14 protein-coding genes and 1 pseudogene are annotated in these 15,178 nt (G+C 73.0%); 5 read left to right on the top strand and 10 right to left on the bottom strand.

Features of this window, described 5'->3' with window-relative positions; all coding sequences use genetic code 11:
* Positions 1 to 175: 175 nt before the first annotated feature.
* The 3 genes and pseudogenes from ACFV6I_RS27900 to ACFV6I_RS27890 form a co-directional block, all read right to left on the bottom strand.
* Positions 176 to 982 (bottom strand): DUF3710 domain-containing protein, encoded by an 807-nt coding sequence (locus tag ACFV6I_RS27900; RefSeq protein WP_363374242.1) that lies wholly within the window; start codon positions 980 to 982, stop codon positions 176 to 178.
* A 2-nt stretch (positions 983 to 984) separates the two neighbouring features.
* Positions 985 to 1,519 (bottom strand): annotated as a pseudogene (dut, locus tag ACFV6I_RS27895) (dUTP diphosphatase).
* Entirely contained in the window at positions 1,516 to 2,094 is a 579-nt protein-coding gene (locus ACFV6I_RS27890; RefSeq protein WP_063351415.1) for a PaaI family thioesterase, read from the bottom strand. The pseudogene dut and the gene ACFV6I_RS27890 overlap by 4 nt, the downstream one beginning before the upstream one ends.
* 135 nt (positions 2,095 to 2,229) lie before the next feature.
* Between ACFV6I_RS27890 and ACFV6I_RS27885 the strand changes: the two genes are divergently transcribed.
* Complete coding sequence (locus ACFV6I_RS27885; protein WP_063349387.1) at positions 2,230 to 2,679, top strand: DUF3093 domain-containing protein; 450 nt, start codon at positions 2,230 to 2,232, stop codon at positions 2,677 to 2,679.
* Between the two features lie 308 nt (positions 2,680 to 2,987).
* On the opposite strand, the gene ACFV6I_RS27880 is transcribed toward ACFV6I_RS27885, so the two are convergent.
* From ACFV6I_RS27880 to ACFV6I_RS27865, 4 genes are all read right to left on the bottom strand, one after another.
* Positions 2,988 to 3,287, bottom strand: a complete 300-nt coding sequence (locus ACFV6I_RS27880) for a DUF4193 domain-containing protein (RefSeq protein ID WP_030057692.1) — start codon at positions 3,285 to 3,287, stop codon at positions 2,988 to 2,990.
* Between the two features lie 473 nt (positions 3,288 to 3,760).
* Positions 3,761 to 4,744: an acyl-ACP desaturase gene (locus ACFV6I_RS27875; protein WP_063349386.1), complete on the bottom strand. Its 984-nt coding sequence runs from the start codon at positions 4,742 to 4,744 to the stop codon at positions 3,761 to 3,763.
* A 240-nt stretch (positions 4,745 to 4,984) separates the two neighbouring features.
* Entirely contained in the window at positions 4,985 to 6,268 is a 1,284-nt protein-coding gene (locus tag ACFV6I_RS27870; protein ID WP_063349385.1) for a cell wall metabolism sensor histidine kinase WalK, read from the bottom strand.
* 118 nt (positions 6,269 to 6,386) lie between these two features.
* Entirely contained in the window at positions 6,387 to 7,040 is a 654-nt protein-coding gene (locus tag ACFV6I_RS27865) for a response regulator transcription factor (RefSeq protein WP_063349384.1), read from the bottom strand.
* Between the two features lie 442 nt (positions 7,041 to 7,482).
* Here ACFV6I_RS27865 and ACFV6I_RS27860 point away from each other — a divergent pair, with 442 nt between their 5' ends.
* A complete protein-coding gene (locus ACFV6I_RS27860) occupies positions 7,483 to 7,668 on the top strand; it encodes a hypothetical protein (protein WP_030057688.1) in 186 nt (61 codons plus the stop codon).
* A 130-nt stretch (positions 7,669 to 7,798) separates the two neighbouring features.
* Here the strand turns inward: ACFV6I_RS27860 and ACFV6I_RS27855 are convergent, their stop codons facing one another.
* Both ACFV6I_RS27855 and ACFV6I_RS27850 read right to left on the bottom strand, forming a co-directional pair.
* The gene (locus ACFV6I_RS27855; RefSeq protein ID WP_063349383.1) at positions 7,799 to 8,617 is read right to left on the bottom strand and encodes an inositol monophosphatase family protein; all 819 of its coding nucleotides are present in this window, start codon (positions 8,615 to 8,617) and stop codon (positions 7,799 to 7,801) included.
* Positions 8,618 to 8,650: 33 nt separating this feature from the next.
* A complete protein-coding gene (locus ACFV6I_RS27850) occupies positions 8,651 to 9,808 on the bottom strand; it encodes a ferrochelatase (protein ID WP_380428276.1) in 1,158 nt (385 codons plus the stop codon).
* Between the two features lie 127 nt (positions 9,809 to 9,935).
* On the opposite strand from ACFV6I_RS27850, the gene ACFV6I_RS27845 reads away from it, so the two are divergent.
* Both ACFV6I_RS27845 and ACFV6I_RS27840 read left to right on the top strand, forming a co-directional pair.
* Positions 9,936 to 11,192 (top strand): MFS transporter, encoded by a 1,257-nt coding sequence (locus tag ACFV6I_RS27845; protein ID WP_063349381.1) that lies wholly within the window; start codon positions 9,936 to 9,938, stop codon positions 11,190 to 11,192.
* Between the two features lie 104 nt (positions 11,193 to 11,296).
* A complete protein-coding gene (locus ACFV6I_RS27840) occupies positions 11,297 to 12,619 on the top strand; it encodes a D-arabinono-1,4-lactone oxidase (RefSeq protein WP_380428275.1) in 1,323 nt (440 codons plus the stop codon).
* Here ACFV6I_RS27840 and ACFV6I_RS27835 read toward each other — a convergent pair whose 3' ends face one another.
* Positions 12,620 to 13,504 (bottom strand): hypothetical protein, encoded by an 885-nt coding sequence (locus tag ACFV6I_RS27835; RefSeq protein WP_380428274.1) that lies wholly within the window; start codon positions 13,502 to 13,504, stop codon positions 12,620 to 12,622.
* Positions 13,505 to 14,021: 517 nt separating this feature from the next.
* Here ACFV6I_RS27835 and sepH point away from each other — a divergent pair.
* On the top strand, positions 14,022 to 15,178 hold a 1,157-nt coding region (sepH, locus tag ACFV6I_RS27830; protein ID WP_380428273.1), incomplete at its 3' end, for a septation protein SepH.

Raw genomic sequence — 15,178 nt, 5'->3', positions numbered from 1 at the left:
AGCTTATCAGATGTTTTCCGCTCCGTTTTCCGGAGTTTCATTCATCGGAATTCGCTTTCCGCTTGCCCCCGCTCTCTCGCGGCGACTCCGGAACTGTACGGGGACAGGCCCGCCACATGCAAATCGCCCCCGCCCGGGGTCCCGGGCAGGGGCGATCAGTGCGACACGGACCAGGTCAGCGGACCTCGGTGATCTCCGGACCGCGGGCGAACGGGTCGAGGGCCGCGCCGCCGAAACGATTGTCGCCCTCGCCGGCCGCAGCCGCAGCCGCACCGCCGCCGTCGGCGACCATCTGGGCGTCCTCGGGGAGCTTCAGCACGATCGGGTCGCGGGGCGCCATCGGGCTCTCGCCCCGGACGACGACCGTCTGCTGGAAGACCTGCTCCAGGATCCCGGCCATTTCCGGCTGCACGGCGGCCTGGCCCGAGATCACACCGCGCAGGAACCAGCGCGGGCCGTCGCAACCGACGAAGCGCACCAGCTGTACGCCCTGGGTGCCGTCCGGCAGCTGCACCGGAACCTGCGCGCGGAGGTGCCAGCCGAGCGGGCCCTCCTCCTCCTCGATGAGGCCGCCCTGCGCGGTGATGCCGTTGGCGATCTCCTCACGGACCTCCCCCCAGATGCCCTCCGACTTGGGAGCGGCGAAGGCCTGCAGCTGGATGGCGCTGTTGCCGAGGACCAGGGTCGCGGCGACGATCGCGTCACCGGCGACCTCCACCCGCAGCTCCATGCCCTCGACACCGGGGACCAGCAGACCCCCGAGGTCCACGCGCCCCTCCTCGGGGTTCTCCAGCTCGGAGTGGTCCCACGGACCGTCCGGCCGCGGGGCCGGCGGCAGGCCGACCTTGTCGGACGGGTCCAGCTCGGTCACGTTCTCGCTCTCGGCGGAACCTTCGACGTCATCGGCCGTCTCGTCGGCGCTGATGGCGTCGTCGGCGAGCTGCTCGACAGCGTCCTCGCTCTTCTGGCGACGACGGAACACGGTCACTGTCCTTCCCGGTCCAAGACCGATGCGAATACCTGCTCGGCTTCCTGCGAGGCCGCGGGAATGCTAGACCGCGGCGTGGCCGCCGGTCGACCCGAACCCGCCCTCGGCACGTGCCGACCCAGGCAGCTCGGCCACCTCGTGGAAACGGGCCTTCTCGACCTGCTGGATCACCAGCTGGGCGATCCGGTCCCCTCGGCGGAAGCTGACCCCCTCGCGCGGGTCCAGATTGACGACGATCACCTTGATCTCTCCACGGTACCCGGCATCGACCGTCCCCGGGGCGTTCACGAGGGCAACTCCGCAACGAGCTGCCAGCCCGGAGCGGGGGTGGACGAAGGCCGCGTAGCCGTCCGGGAGGGCGATCGCGATGCCGGTGGGCAGGACGGCCCGCTCACCGGGGGCCAGCTCGGCGTCCACGGCGGTGCGCAGATCGGCTCCCGCGTCGCCGGGCTGCGCGTAGGCGGGCAGCGGCAACTCGGGGTCGATGCGCCTGATCAGGACGTCCAGCGGCGGGCGGGGGGTGTTGCTCAAGGGTTCACCTCAAAGGCTCGTGCGCGCTTCATCAGATCCGGGTCGTCGAGGACCTTCTCGATGTCCTCGGGACGACCGTGCGTGGTGAAGTGTTCCAGCTTCACCTGGATGAAGAGCGCCTGCGCACGCACCGCGACCGGTCCGTCGGGGCCGCCGATGCGCGCCTCGGCGGCGCTGTAGATCTTGCGGCCGTGGACGCCGGTGACCCAGGCGCGCAGGTGCAGCACCGAGTCGACCGGGACGGGGCAGAGGAAGTCGGTCTCCAGCCGGCCGGTGACGGCGGGGGCGTGCAGCAGCCAGTTGAGCGTGCCGAGGGTCTCGTCCATGGCGGTGGTCAGCACTCCGCCGTGGGCCAGGCCCGGGCCGCCCTGGTGGACGTCCCGGACGGCGAACTCGGCGGTGACGTCGAGTCCCTCGCCGGCGACCGCGTCGATCCGCAGCCCGCCGGGGTGTTGCGGTCCGCAGCCGAAGCAGTGCTCGTAGTGGGAGCCGAGCCGGGTGCCGGGGGCGGGCGCCTCGGGGGCGCGCGGCGGCAGTACGGCGTCCGGCGGCGGGGTGGTCGGGGACGGCGGCAGCGCGGGCGCCGGCCGGTCGGCGGGGGCGGTGGGGGTGGTCGAACCGGTCACGGGGCCCCAGCCTACCCAGGGGTAGGCGCGCGGCCGGTGGGGGTGGCGTCCCGGTGCCGGCGTCAGGGCGCCCACAATGGGGGCATGTACGACGAACGCCTCACGGTGCCGCGCTCCTGGTGGCTGCTCCCGGTCGCGACCGGGCTCACGCTCGCCCTGATCCTGCTGCGGGTCGGCGGTCTGGCCGCGCTGGTCGGGCTGGTGGTCGGCATCGCCGCCGGCGCGGTCGCGATCAGCAGCTACGGCTCGGTCCGGATCCGCGTGGTGCAGGGCTCACTGGTGGCCGGGCCGGCCCGGATCCCGGTGGACGCCCTGGGCACCGCGCACCCGCTGAGCCCCGCCGAGGCGGTGGCCTGGCGCGGGCCGAAGGCCAACCCGCGCGCCTTCATGCTGCTGCGCAGCTACGTCCCGACGGCGCTGCGGATCGAGGTGACCGACCCGTCCGACCCGACGCCCTACCTCTACCTGTCGACCCGCTCGCCGATGAAGCTGGCGGAGGCGCTGGAGGAGGCCCGTCGCGGCGCCCGCACCTAGGCACCCGCGCCCAGGGGCTCTCCGGCCGATCGTGCCGGACAGAGCACCTGGCGGAGGGACCCGCGCACGCCAGGGGGCAGCCCCGGACGCGCACAGGCCCGAAAAACGGAGAGGGACGGTTCCGCTGATGCGGGACCGTCCCTACGACTTTGTGCCGGCCGACGTGCTCATGGCCGACTCCGTCCTCCCGGTGCCGTCCGTCAGGACGACTCCCGGACCTGCCGTCCGGCCCCGCTGCCCGGGGCCGGAAGGGGCGCTGTGCCGGCCCCGCGGAAGCCGCGGGTGCCGGGCCCTGTCCGCCGCGGTGCTCAGGCGCCGCAGTCCCGGCAGATCGGGTTGCCGTTCTTCTCGCTGTACAGCTGACTGCGGTGGTGCACCAGGAAGCAGCTCATGCAGGTGAACTCGTCGGCCTGCTTCGGCAGCACCCGGACCGCGAGCTCCTCGTTCGAGAGGTCTGCGCCCGGGAGCTCCATGCCCTCGGCCGCGTCGAACTCGTCGACGTCGACAGAGCCGCCGCCCTTGTCGTTCCGCCGAGCCTTGAGTTCCTCGATGCTGTCTTCGTTGAGCTCGTCGTCGGTCTTGCGTGGGGTGTCGTAGTCCGTTGCCATTGTTCGCTCTCCCCCTCCGGGTTTGTGCGGTGTGTGCGGTATCTCCAGCGCACGTAACGCATGGGGGGTCGGTCTTGTGCCCGACCCGAGGCGGAGATTTTGCCTTACTTCAAGCCCTGTTACTCAATCGACACTCAGCCAGGGGTCCATTGGGGTGATCCACCAGGCTGCGGGAGGCCTCACGCTGGGCCATCGCCAGCCTCCTCCAGCATCCGCTCGGCGGCCACTCACAGTGAGCACGGGCCGCGCTGACGCTCGTCCATTCCCTTGCCCACCTGGGGTGCCGACCAATCATCCGGCCGGGTACTGACCCGAAATCCGGTCACGGACTGCGATCGGCACCCCAGCTCGGATGATCACTCTCCGAGGTCGGGTGAAGTCACGGAGCGACACGATGTGAGCTTGGTCACGTTCAGAATCTTCCAGGGCAAACCACGGAAAATCCACCCACTTCGACTGCTCCGCCGAACACCCTAGTCGGCGCTCCTGCGCGCGGCCCGGCGGGCCAGGATCGCGGCCTGGCGCTCCTCGAACTTACGCGCCTGGCCGTCCAGCCCGTCCAGGAAGACGCCGAGCTCGTTCTGCGCCAGCTGGCCCTCCGGGCCGAGGCCGCCGATCTCCATCACGCGCAGGTGGCGCAGCACCGGCTGCAGCACGTCGTCGTGGTGGATGCGCAGGTTGTAGACCCCGCCGAGGGCGATCTGCGCGGCGGCCCGCTCGAAGCCGGGGATGCCGTGGCCGGGCATCCGGAAGTCGGTGACCACGTCGGCCACGGCCCGCATGGCCTGGTCGGGGGCGATCTCCAGGGCGGCCTTCAGCAGGTTCCGGTAGAAGACCATGTGGAGGTTCTCGTCGTTGGCGATCTTCGCCAGCAGCTGGTCGCAGAGCGGGTCGCCGGCGTACTTGCCGGTGTTGCGGTGCGAGATGCGGGTGGCGAGCTCCTGGAAGGCCACGTACGCGACGGACTGCAGCATGCTGTGCGCGTTGTCGGACTCGAAGCCCTCGGACATGTGGCTCATCCGGGCCCGCTCCAGCTCCACCGGGTCGACGGCCCGGGTGGCGAGCAGGAAGTCGCGAATGGCTATCCCGTGCCGGCCCTCCTCGGCGGTCCAGCGGTGCACCCAGGTGCCCCAGGCGCCCTCGCGGCCGAACATGCTGGCGATCTCGTGGTGGTAGCTGGGGAGGTTGTCCTCGGTCAGCAGGTTCACCACCAGCGACACCCGGCCGAGCGGCGTCACCTGGGACTGCTCGACGGCCCAGGCGTCGCCGCCCAGCACCCCGTCGAAGTCGCGGCCCTGGCTCCACGGCACGAACTCGTGCGGCATCCACTCCTTGGCCACGGCGAGGTGGCGGTTGAGCTCCTTCTCCACGACCTCTTCGAGGGCCAGGATCAGCCGGGCGTCGGTCCAGCCGGTCGATCCGAGGGAGGCGCTGCTCTGCACAGGGGCGATGGTCACGGTCTTGCTCCTGGGGGACGGCACGCGCGGGACGGGCGCGTTGGGCGGGCACGTCTGCGGACGCACTTACGGTTCCGTAGGTTACGACACCGTAAGTTGCTCGGGCAGGAAATGACAAGCCGCCCCCGCCAGGCCTTATGTCGTCTTGACGGGCCTGACGGGGGCGGCGGTGAACGGTCGCTTACGGAGCGCGGCGGCGGGGAGGGCGCGGCGGGGCCGGGAGGGGCCCGGCGAGCGGGGTCAGGGGTTGGGGATCCGGACCCGCATGGTGAGGCCGCCACCGGCGCGCGCAGTGGCCTCGATGGTGCCACCGTGGGCGCGCACCACCGAGCGGACGATGGACAGGCCGAGCCCGACCCCCTTGTCGCTGCGGGTGCGGTCGGCGCCCTTGACCCGGCGGAACGGCTCGAAGATGTGCTCCAGCTCGTAGCCGGGCACCACCGGGCCGGTGTTGGACACCACCAGCTCGCCGCCGCCGGGCACCTCGGCGGTGGCCAGCTCGACCCAGCCGCCGGGGGTGTTGTACCGGACGGCGTTCTGCAGCAGGTTGAGCGCCAGCCGCTCCAGCAGCACGCCGTTGCCCGCGACCACGGCCGGAGCGAGCTTGGAGCGCAGCTCGACCTCGCGCCGGTCCGCCTCGGCCCTGGTCTGCTCCAGGGCGCGGGTGGCCACCTCGGAGAGCTCCACCGGGCGGCGGTCGGTCAGCTCGTTCTCGCTGCGGGCGAGCAGCAGCAGGCCCTCCACCAGCTGTTCGCTGCGCTCGTTGGTGGCCAGCAGGGTCTTGCCGAGCTGCTGGAGGTCGGGCGAGGCGGCCGGGTCGGAGAGCTGGACCTCCAGCAGGGTGCGGTTGATCGCCAGCGGGGTGCGCAGTTCGTGCGAGGCGTTGGCGACGAAGCGGCGCTGGGAGTCGAAGGACCGGTCGAGCCGGTCCAGCATGTCATCGAAGGTGTCGGCGAGTTCCTTGAGCTCGTCGTCCGGCCCGTCCAGCTCGATCCGCCGGTGCAGGTCGGAGGAGGCGACGTCGCGGGCGGTGCGGGTGATCCGGCCGAGCGGGCGCAGCACCCGGCCGGCCAGCGCGTAGCCGGCCGCGAAGGCGATCACGGCGAGGCAGACCAGCATCGTGAGCGACTTGCGCAGCAGGGTGTTGAGCGCCGAGTTGGAGCGCAGCAGGTAGTCGCCGGCCTGCTCCTGGTTGAACTGCGCGCTGTTCATCGGGACGCCGTTGACCCGCAGGCTGCCGTCGAACTGGAACGTGCGCGGCGCCAGGTTGTTCACGGCGTCCTGGAAGAACACGTACATCAGCAGCAGCAGGACCACGCCGGCCATCAGGAACATGCCGCCGTAGAGCAGGGTGAGCCGCATCCGGATGGTCGGCCGGAAGGGCAGCCAGGCGAGCATGCCGTCGCCGGGGGTGTAGCGACCGGGCTGGGGCGCGCGCGGGGGGTGCTGGGGCTTGGGCGGTACGGCGCGCGGGCCGCCGGCGGGCGCGCCGGAGGGCCCGCCGGCCGGGGGCGGGGTGGTCATGATGGTCCTCTCGGGGCGTCCGCCGGGGCGGGCGCGGGGTGGGTGGAGTCCGGCCGGGTCCGGCGAACGGATCCGGTCCGGTCCGCTCGGATCCGGTCAGGTGGTCCGGCGGGTCCGGTCAGATCCGGTAGCCGGAGCCCGGGACGGTGACGATCACCGGCGGGTCGCCGAGCTTGCGGCGCAGCGTCATCACGGTGACGCGCACGACGTTGGTGAACGGGTCGGTGTGCTCGTCCCAGGCCTTCTCCAGCAGCTGCTCGGCGGAGACGACGGCGCCGCCGGCCCGCATCAGCACCTCCAGGACGGCGAACTCCTTGGGGGCGAGCTGGACGGTGCGGCCCTCGCGGATCACCTCGCGGCGGCCCGGGTCGAGCGAGATGCCGGCCCGCTCCAGCACCGGGGGCAGCGGGACGGTCGCGCGGCGGCCCAGCGCCCTTACCCGGGCGACGAGTTCGCTGAAGGCGAACGGCTTCGGAAGGTAGTCGTCCGCGCCGATCTCCAGGCCCTCGACCCGGTCGCTGATGTCGCCGGAGGCGGTCAGCATGATCACCCGGGTGGCCAGGCCCTGTTCGACCACCTTGCGGCAGACGTCGTCGCCGTGGACCAGCGGGAGGTCGCGGTCCAGGACCACGACGTCGTAGTCGTTGACCGCGATGCGCTGGAGCGCGGCCTCCCCGTCGTACACCACGTCGACGGCCATCGCCTCGCGGCGCAGGCCGGTGGCGACAGCCTCGGCGAGCAACTGCTCGTCCTCGACGACGAGAACCCGCACGATCGTTGTCCCTTCTCCAGGCCGGCCCCGGAAGCGGACGCGCGGCTCCGACGGTGCCTCCATCCTGCCTGGTCCGCCGGTAAAGCAGCGATAAGCTGCCGCCCAGGCACGGAGCGTTGGCAGCGGGTGATGACCGTTCGTGTCGGGACCAGTCCGGTTGGACTGTGACACAGGCAACTTTCTCGGGCCGGAAGGTTTCCCCATCCCCCCGGCGGGGAGGACAGCTTCACACCCGCGATCTGGCTGTTGGCCGATCGCACCCACCCGCCGTGCGTTCATCCGCGCCGGCCCTGGGGCTGGGACGTCACCGGGAGCGGCCGAAGGCCGTCTCCGCGCTCGACCGGAGATCCACGACCTGCCGGACGGGGCGCTGCCGCTGGCCACACCTCCTCGGGGCGGAGAACGTACGACCGTGCACGTCCGACACAGTAAGGGGGCCCGTATGGACGCCTTCAAGGCCGGAATCCTGCAGCGCATAGCCAACGCCGAGCAGGATCTGCACCGCGCGATCGAGGCCGGGGACGAGTTCCTCGCCGAGGTGGAGCAGTCCGAGCTGGACGACCTCCGCCGGCTCGCCGCCGAGCACGGCGTGGACACCGTGCTGGAGCGCCACCGCACCGCCGCCTGATCCACCCGACCTTCCGACCCGACGCCGGACCTCCGGCACCAGCGACCCTGCGGGGGTCGTGCGAAAACCCCAGGCCCTGGCATCCCCCGTATGCCAGGGCTCTTCGCTGTCCAGGACTGAGGACGCGTCCTCAGTCCGCCCAGGCGCGCAGCGCGGCCAGCCGCTCCTGCAGCGGCTGGTACACGCCCGGGGCGGCGGCCACGGTCAGCTCGCCATCCGGGCCGTGCCCGGGGCGGCCGCCGACCAGGGCCCCGGCCTCGGCGGCGATCAGGCAGCCGGCCGCGCGGTCCCAGGGGGCGAGGCCGCGCTCGTAGTAGCCGTCCAGCCGCCCGGCGGCGACGTCGCACAGGTCCACCGCGGCGGCCCCGCCCCGGCGGATGTCCCGCACCTCGGGCATCAGGGACAGCAGCACCTCGGCCTGACGGGTCCGCACCGACTGGACGTAGTTGAAGCCGGTGCCGATCAGCGCCTGGCCCCACGGCGGGGCCGGGCGGGTGGAGAGCGGCCGGCCGTCGAGCCGGGCGCCGCGCCCGAGGACGGCGTGGAACAGCTCGCCGCGGGCTGGCGCGTACACCACGCCGACGACCGCCCGGCCGTCCAGCTCGGCGGCCACGCTGACCGCCCAGGAGGGCAGCCCGTACAGGTAGTTGACCGTGCCGTCGAGCGGGTCGACGACCCAGCGCACGCCGCTGGTGCCGGGCCGCTCGGCGCCCTCCTCGCCGAGGTAGCCGTCCTCGGGGCGGCGCTCGGTGATCAGTTCCAGGACGAGCTTCTCGGAGGCGAGGTCCATCTCGGTCACCACGTCGACCGGACTGCTCTTGGTGCCGGCCACACCGAGGTCGGCGGGCCGGCCGTCGCGCAGCAGGGCGCCGGCCTGCCGGGCCGCGTCCAGGGCGACCTCCAGCAGGTCGTCGAGGAGCCGGTCGTCGGGCAGGGCGGGGGTGGGCACGGGTCTCTCCTCCGGGGGGAACGGGACGGGCGGTCAGCGCTCGGCGGCGGCCGGGCGGGGGGCTCGCGGGTTGGGGCAGCAGGCCACCGCGCACACGTCGTGGCTGGGGCCGAGCGCGCCGAGGGCGCAGCGGGTCACCGGCTCGCCGCGCTCGGCGGCGGCCCGCTCCAGGACCAGTTCGCGCACCGCGGCGGTGAACCGCGGGTCGGCGCCGACGGTGGCGGCGCGGGCCACCGGCAGGCCGAGTTCGGCGGCCTTGGCGACGGCCTCGGTGTCGAGGTCGTACCTGACCTCCATGTGGTCGGAGACGAAGCCGATCGGGACCATCACCACGGCGGGCGCGCCGTCGGCGTGCTGGGCCTCCAGGTGGTCGCAGATGTCCGGTTCCAGCCACGGCGTGTGCGGGGCGCCGCTGCGGCTCTGGAACACCAGCTCCCAGGGCCGGTCCGCGACGCCGGTGCGTTCGGCGACGGCCCCGGCGATCAGCCGGGCGACGTCCAGGTGCTGGGCGACGTACGCGCCGCCGGGGCGGCCGCGGGCCGGGTCGTCCGGGGCGCCGGAGGTCTCGGCCATGGCGTCCGGGATGGAGTGGGTGGTGAACGCCAGCCGGGCGCCGGCCCGGACGTCCTCGGGCAGCCGCGCCAGGGCGGCCAGGGTGGCGTCGACCATCGGCTCGACGAACCCGGGGTGGTTGTAGAAGTGCCGCAGCTTGTCGACCCGCAGCTCGGGCAGGCCCTCCGCGGCGAGGGCGGCCAGCGCGTCGGCCAGGTTCTCCCGGTACTGGCGGCAGCCCGAGAAGCCGGCGTAGGCGCTGGTGGCGAGGACGGCGACGCGGCGGTGACCGTCGGCGGCCAGTTCGCGCAGGGTGTCCACCAGGTAGGGCGCCCAGTTCCGGTTGCCCCAGTAGACCGGCAGGTCCAGGCCGTGCTCGGCGAAGTCCTTGCGCAGCGCGGCGAGCAGTTCACGGTTCTGCTCGTTGATCGGGCTGACCCCGCCGAACAGGAAGTAGTGCTTGCCGACCTCCTTCAGCCGCTCCTTGGGGATGCCGCGGCCCCGGGTCACGTTCTCCAGGAACGGGACGACGTCCTCGGGGGCCTCGGGCCCGCCGAAGGAGAGCAGCAGCAGGGCGTCGTACGGCTGCGGCGCTGCCGGGGCGGCGCCGGACGGTGAGGGTTTGCGCGCGTCGGACATGGCACCGATCCTGCCATTGAGGGGCCGGAGACCCCCGTCGGGGCTGCGAGGATGTCCGGAAAATACTGTTTGCCAAGGTACGTAAGCTGTGTTCGCCAGCCTCGTTCCTTACCCCCGCGGAGCTCCCGTGCTGTCCAGCTACCGCCAGATATTCGCCTCCCCCGGCAGTCTGGCCTTCTCCTCCACCGGCTTCGTCTCCCGACTGCCGATCTCCATGACCGGCATCGGCATCGTGACCATGCTCTCCCAGCTGAGAGGCTCCTACGGGGTGGCGGGCCTGGTGTCGGCGACCCTGGCGATCTCCGCCGCGCTGCTCGGCCCGCAGGTCTCCCGGCTGGTGGACCGGCACGGGCAGCGCCGAATAATCGTCCCGGCCATGGCGCTCACCATCGTCGCCGTGGTCGGCCTGCTGCTGTGCGCCCGGTTCAAGGCGCCGGACTGGACGCTCTTCGTCTTCGCGGCCGGCATGGGCGTCATGCCGAGCACCGGCGCGATGGTCCGCGCCCGCTGGGCCCACCTGTACCGCGACGACGCCCCCAAGCTGCACACCGCGTACTCCTTCGAGGCCGTCGTCGACGAGGTCTGCTTCATCGTCGGCCCGATCCTCTCCATCGGCCTCGCCACCTCCGTCTTCCCCGAGGCCGGCGTCCTGCTCGCCGGGGTCTTCCTCGCCGTCGGCGTCCTGCTCTTCGCCGGACAGCGCGCCACCGAACCGCCGGTCCACCCGGGCGCCCGGCACGCCGGCGGCTCGGTGATCCTCAACCGCGGCCTCCAGGTGCTGATCCTCACCTTCGTCGCCACCGGCGCGATCTTCGGCTCGGTCGAGGTCGTCACCGTCGCCTACTCCGAAACCCAGGGGCACAAGTCCATCGCCAGCGTGATCCTCGCGCTGTGGGCGCTCGGCTCCTGCCTGGCCGGCGTGGTGTTCGGCACGCTCAAGCTCACCGGCTCGATGGCCGGCCGCTTCTTCGCCGGCGTCCTGTTCATGGCGCTCAGCATGGCGCCGCTGCTGCTGGTCGCCGAGTCGGTGCGCGGAGTCGGCGGGCTGATCGCGGTCGGCGGCGCGCTGCTGATCGCGGGCATCGCCATCTCCCCCACCCTGATCACCGCGATGGCCCTGGTCGAACGGCTCGTCCCGGCCGCCCAGCTGACCGAGGGCATGACCTGGACGACCACCGGGCTCGCCCTCGGCGTCGCCGTCGGCTCCTCCGCCGGCGGCTGGGTGGTGGACGCCGCCGGCTCCGCCGCGGGCTACTGGGTGCCCCTGACCGCCGGGGTCTTCGGCGTGGTCACCGCGCTCGCCGGACTGGGCCGGCTGCGCGCCGGACTCGCCGTCGACGAGCCCGCCGAAGCGGCCGAACAGACCGTAGACCTCGAACGGTGAACTGACTAATCTCTCCCTACCCGCGGGCCTACCCGCGGGTAGGGCGGCCCCCACCGCCCCGGACCGCGCCGACCCCGGTCGGCCACGGAGCAGGAGGCGGCGCCATGCCCCAGGCCAGAACCGCGACCCCCACCCGGTGGACCAACTGGGCCGGGAACCAGAGCGCCCGGCCCGCCCGGGCCGCCACCCCCGGCACCGCGGAGGAACTGGCCAAGGAGATCCTGCGCGCCGCCGAACAGGGCCGCACCGTCAAAGCCGTCGGCTCCGGCCACTCCTTCACCTCGATCGCCTCCGCCGGCGACGGCGTCCTGCTCCGCCCGCACGCGCTCACCGCCGTCCGCGAGATCGACCGCGAGGCCGGCACCATCACCGTCGAGTCCGGCCTCCCGCTCGCCCGGCTCAACCGGATCCTCGCCGCCGAGGGCCTCTCCCTCACCAACATGGGCGACATCGAGGTGCAGACCGTGGCCGGCGCCACCAGCACCGGCACCCACGGCACCGGCCGCGACTCCGGCTCGCTCGCCGCCCAGATCCGCGCCCTGGAGATCGTCCTCGCCGACGGCAGCGTCCGGCGCTGCTCCCCCACCGAACACCCCCGGCTCTTCCAGGGCGCCCGGCTCGGCCTCGGCGCCCTCGGCGTGATCACCGCCCTGACCTTCGCCGTCGAGCCGGCCTTCCTGCTCACCGCGCACGAGCAGCCGATGGCCTTCGACGAGGTGCTGGAACGGCTGGACGACCTCACCGCGGTCAACGAGCACTTCGAGTTCTACTGGTTCCCGCACACCGACCGCTGCGCCACCAAGCGCAACAACCGCAGCCAGGGCCCGGCCGCCCCGCTGCCCCGGTTCAAGGAGTGGCTGGAGGACGACTTCCTCTCCAACACCGTCTGGGAGGGCGCCTGCCGGGTCGGCCGGCGCTTCCCCGCCAGCATCCCCGCCATCGCCTCACTGGCCAGCCGCGCCTGGTCCGACCGCAGCTACACCGACACCGCGCACCGGGTGTTCACCAGCCCGCGCAAGGTGCGCTTCGTGGAGATGGAGTACGCGGTGCCGCGCGCGGCCGTCGCCGGGGTGCTGCGCGAACTGAAGGCCCTGGTCGAGCGCTCCGACTGGAAGGTCGGCTTCCCGGTGGAGGTGCGCTTCGCCCCCGCCGACGACCTCTGGCTCTCCACCGCCTCCGGGCGGGACAGCGCCTACATCGCCGTCCACCTCTACCGGGGCACCGCCGACCAGGGCTACTTCACCGGCGTCGAACAGCTGATGTGCGCCCACCAGGGCCGCCCGCACTGGGGCAAGCTGCACACCCGGGACGCCGAGTACCTGTCCGGCGCCTACCCGCACTTCGGCGACTTCACCGCCCTGCGCGACGAGGTCGACCCGCAACGCGTGTTCGGCAACGACTACCTGCGCCGGGTCCTCGGCGCCTGATCACGGGGTGGCGCCCTGGGTCGGCGCCGCGGGCTGCGGCGGGGCCACGGAGGCGGGGGCGTTGCTCGGCACCGGCGGCTGCGGGCTCGCCCCGCCGGAGGTGCCGGAGGGCTTCCCGCCGTCCGCGGTCGGCGACGAACCGGCCGACGGCGTCGCGCTCGGACCCGCCGAGGGCGAGGCCGTACCGCCGCCGTGCCCACCGGTCCCACCGCTCGGGCTCGTGCTCGGGCCCGTACTCGGCTCCCGGCTCGGCCGCGTCGTCGCCGGGGCCGAGGCACCGCCGGACGGCGAGGGCTCCGAGCCGTGCCCGCCGCCGGTGGAGGGCCGCTCCGTCGGCGGCGCCTCCCGCGGGGAGGGGGACTTCGGGCTCACCACGCCGCCGAAGGAGGTGCCGTTGCCCGACTCGCCCTTCACCGTCGCCGACACCGGCTGCCCGGTGGCCAGTTCGAACGCCAGGATCGGCGTCATCGCCACCACGAACACCAGCCCCGACACGGCCGCGTAGGTCTTCCAGGTCCACCGCCGACGCGCCCGGACCACCTGCGGCTCGTTCCACTCCGAGGAGATCGCCGACGGCGCCGGCTCCACCGGGCGCTCCGACACCTGGCGCAGCCCGTTCACGGCGTGGCCGGGCCCCCGGTCCACCACCGCCTCACGCAGCTGCTCGCCGGTACGCCGGAAGATGTGCTGGAACACCGCACCGCCGGTGGTGGCCCCGACACTGACCACCGCCGCACCCAGGATCGTTCCGTACACGCCGAGTTCGGAGGCGAACAGCGCCCCCACCACCGTGGCCAGCGCACTCGCCGCGACCTGAGCCACACTCAGATCGATCCGCTTGCGCTCCTTCTTGCCGCCCTCCTCGGCGGGGCTCCGCTCCGGCATCAACATCCCTCGGTCCGTACGACTGTTCCTCGAACAAGTCACTCCATCTTGCCCAAAGAAGGACACAAGGGACGAAAATGCGGTTCTCCGGCCCCGATATATGTGAAGATGATCACCGTTCACCCGCCGGTGGTCCGCCGTTGGGGGCATGCACTCTTGAGATTCCCGTGAATCGCGGGAGACTTGAGCGGCGAGCCGCCCCTTCGGATGCCACGAATGGAGTACTGTTCGTAAAGCCTGAGCCTTGGGTCGACTTGTCGACTGCGCCCACACCGGCAGCTTGACGAAGAGCCACGGAACAGGCACGCACGGCGACGCCCGTCCCGGACCGTCGCGAGCACTCCGCGTGCGAGGACGGCCGGGGCACCCAGGCGCGACGTCGACGGATGGCGTGGCAAAAAGGCAACCGTGCCACAGCGGCGTGACCGGGCGTATGCCCGACACGCCGGGGAACTCAGCAAGGTTGTGGCCAGTCGCGAGTGGGCAGGCCACACTCAGTACGGGAGCAGCGACGCAGGTGACGTCGGCAGGCACCACCCGGGAGGTAACCGTGCCCGAACTGCGGGTTGTGGCCGTCAGCAACGACGGCACACGGCTGGTGCTCAAGGCTGCCGACAGCACGGAGTACACCCTTCCCATCGACGAGCGGCTGCGCGCCGCCATCCGCGGGGATCGTCCGCGCCTCGGCCAGATCGAGATCGAGGTCGAGAGCCATCTGCGGCCCCGGGACATCCAGGCCCGGATACGAGCCGGTGCCTCCGCCGAGGAGGTCGCCCAGGCCGCCGGCATCTCCGTCGACCGGGTCCGCCGCTTCGAGGGTCCGGTCCTCGCCGAGCGCGCCTTCATGGCCGAACGCGCCCGCAAGACCGCCATCCGCCGCAACGGCGAATCCACCGGGCCCCAGCTCGGCGAGGCCGTCGCCGAGCGGCTCGCGCTGCGCGGCGCCGAGAAGGACACCGAACGCTGGGACTCCTGGCGGCGCGACGACGGCACCTGGGAGGTCATCCTCGCCTACCGTGCCGACGACGAAGGCCGCAGCGCCTCCTGGACGTACGACCCGCCCCGGCGCCTGGTCCAGCCCAACGACGACGAGGCCCGCGCGCTGATCGGCGAGAACGTCGAGCGCGAGGAGGAGTCGGTCTTCCCGTTCATCCCGCGGATCGCCCGGCTCCCCCAGGACCGGCCGCCCCGCCCGATGATCGACCGGCCCTCCGCCGACCGCATCATGTCCGCCCGCGAAGTCCGCGAGTCCCGCGAGGCCACCGCCGAGTCCAGGGACTCCCTGACCAGCCTGCTCGACGTGGTCCCCGCCTTCCGCGGCGACCTCGCCGTCGGCCCCGCCCCGATCGAACCGGTGCCCGCAGAGGTCGCCGAGGAGAGCGAGGAGGCGGCCGCGGCCGCCGCACCGGCGGTCGGCGCGGGCTCGGCCTACGCCGACATCCTGATGCCGCGGGCCGTCGCCCCGCACCGCGAGCGCCTGGTCGGCACCACCGACCGCCAGGCCGAGGCGGACGGCGTCCGGCCCGGCCGCCGCGCCGCCCCCCCCGCCGCCGGCCGGGGCGAGAGCCCCGACCGGCCCGGGCTCGCCCCGCGCGGGCTGGCGGGCGGGGGGGCCGGGCCGCCCGGGGGGCGGGCCCCGCCGCTGCCCGACCCGGTGGCGCTGCGCCTGCTCAC

This window comes from Kitasatospora sp. NPDC059803 (assembly GCF_042732255.1).
GTDB lineage: Bacteria > Actinomycetota > Actinomycetes > Streptomycetales > Streptomycetaceae > Kitasatospora.
Note: the sequence above shows the minus strand (reverse complement) of the source record. Positions and strands in the feature narration are given on the sequence as shown.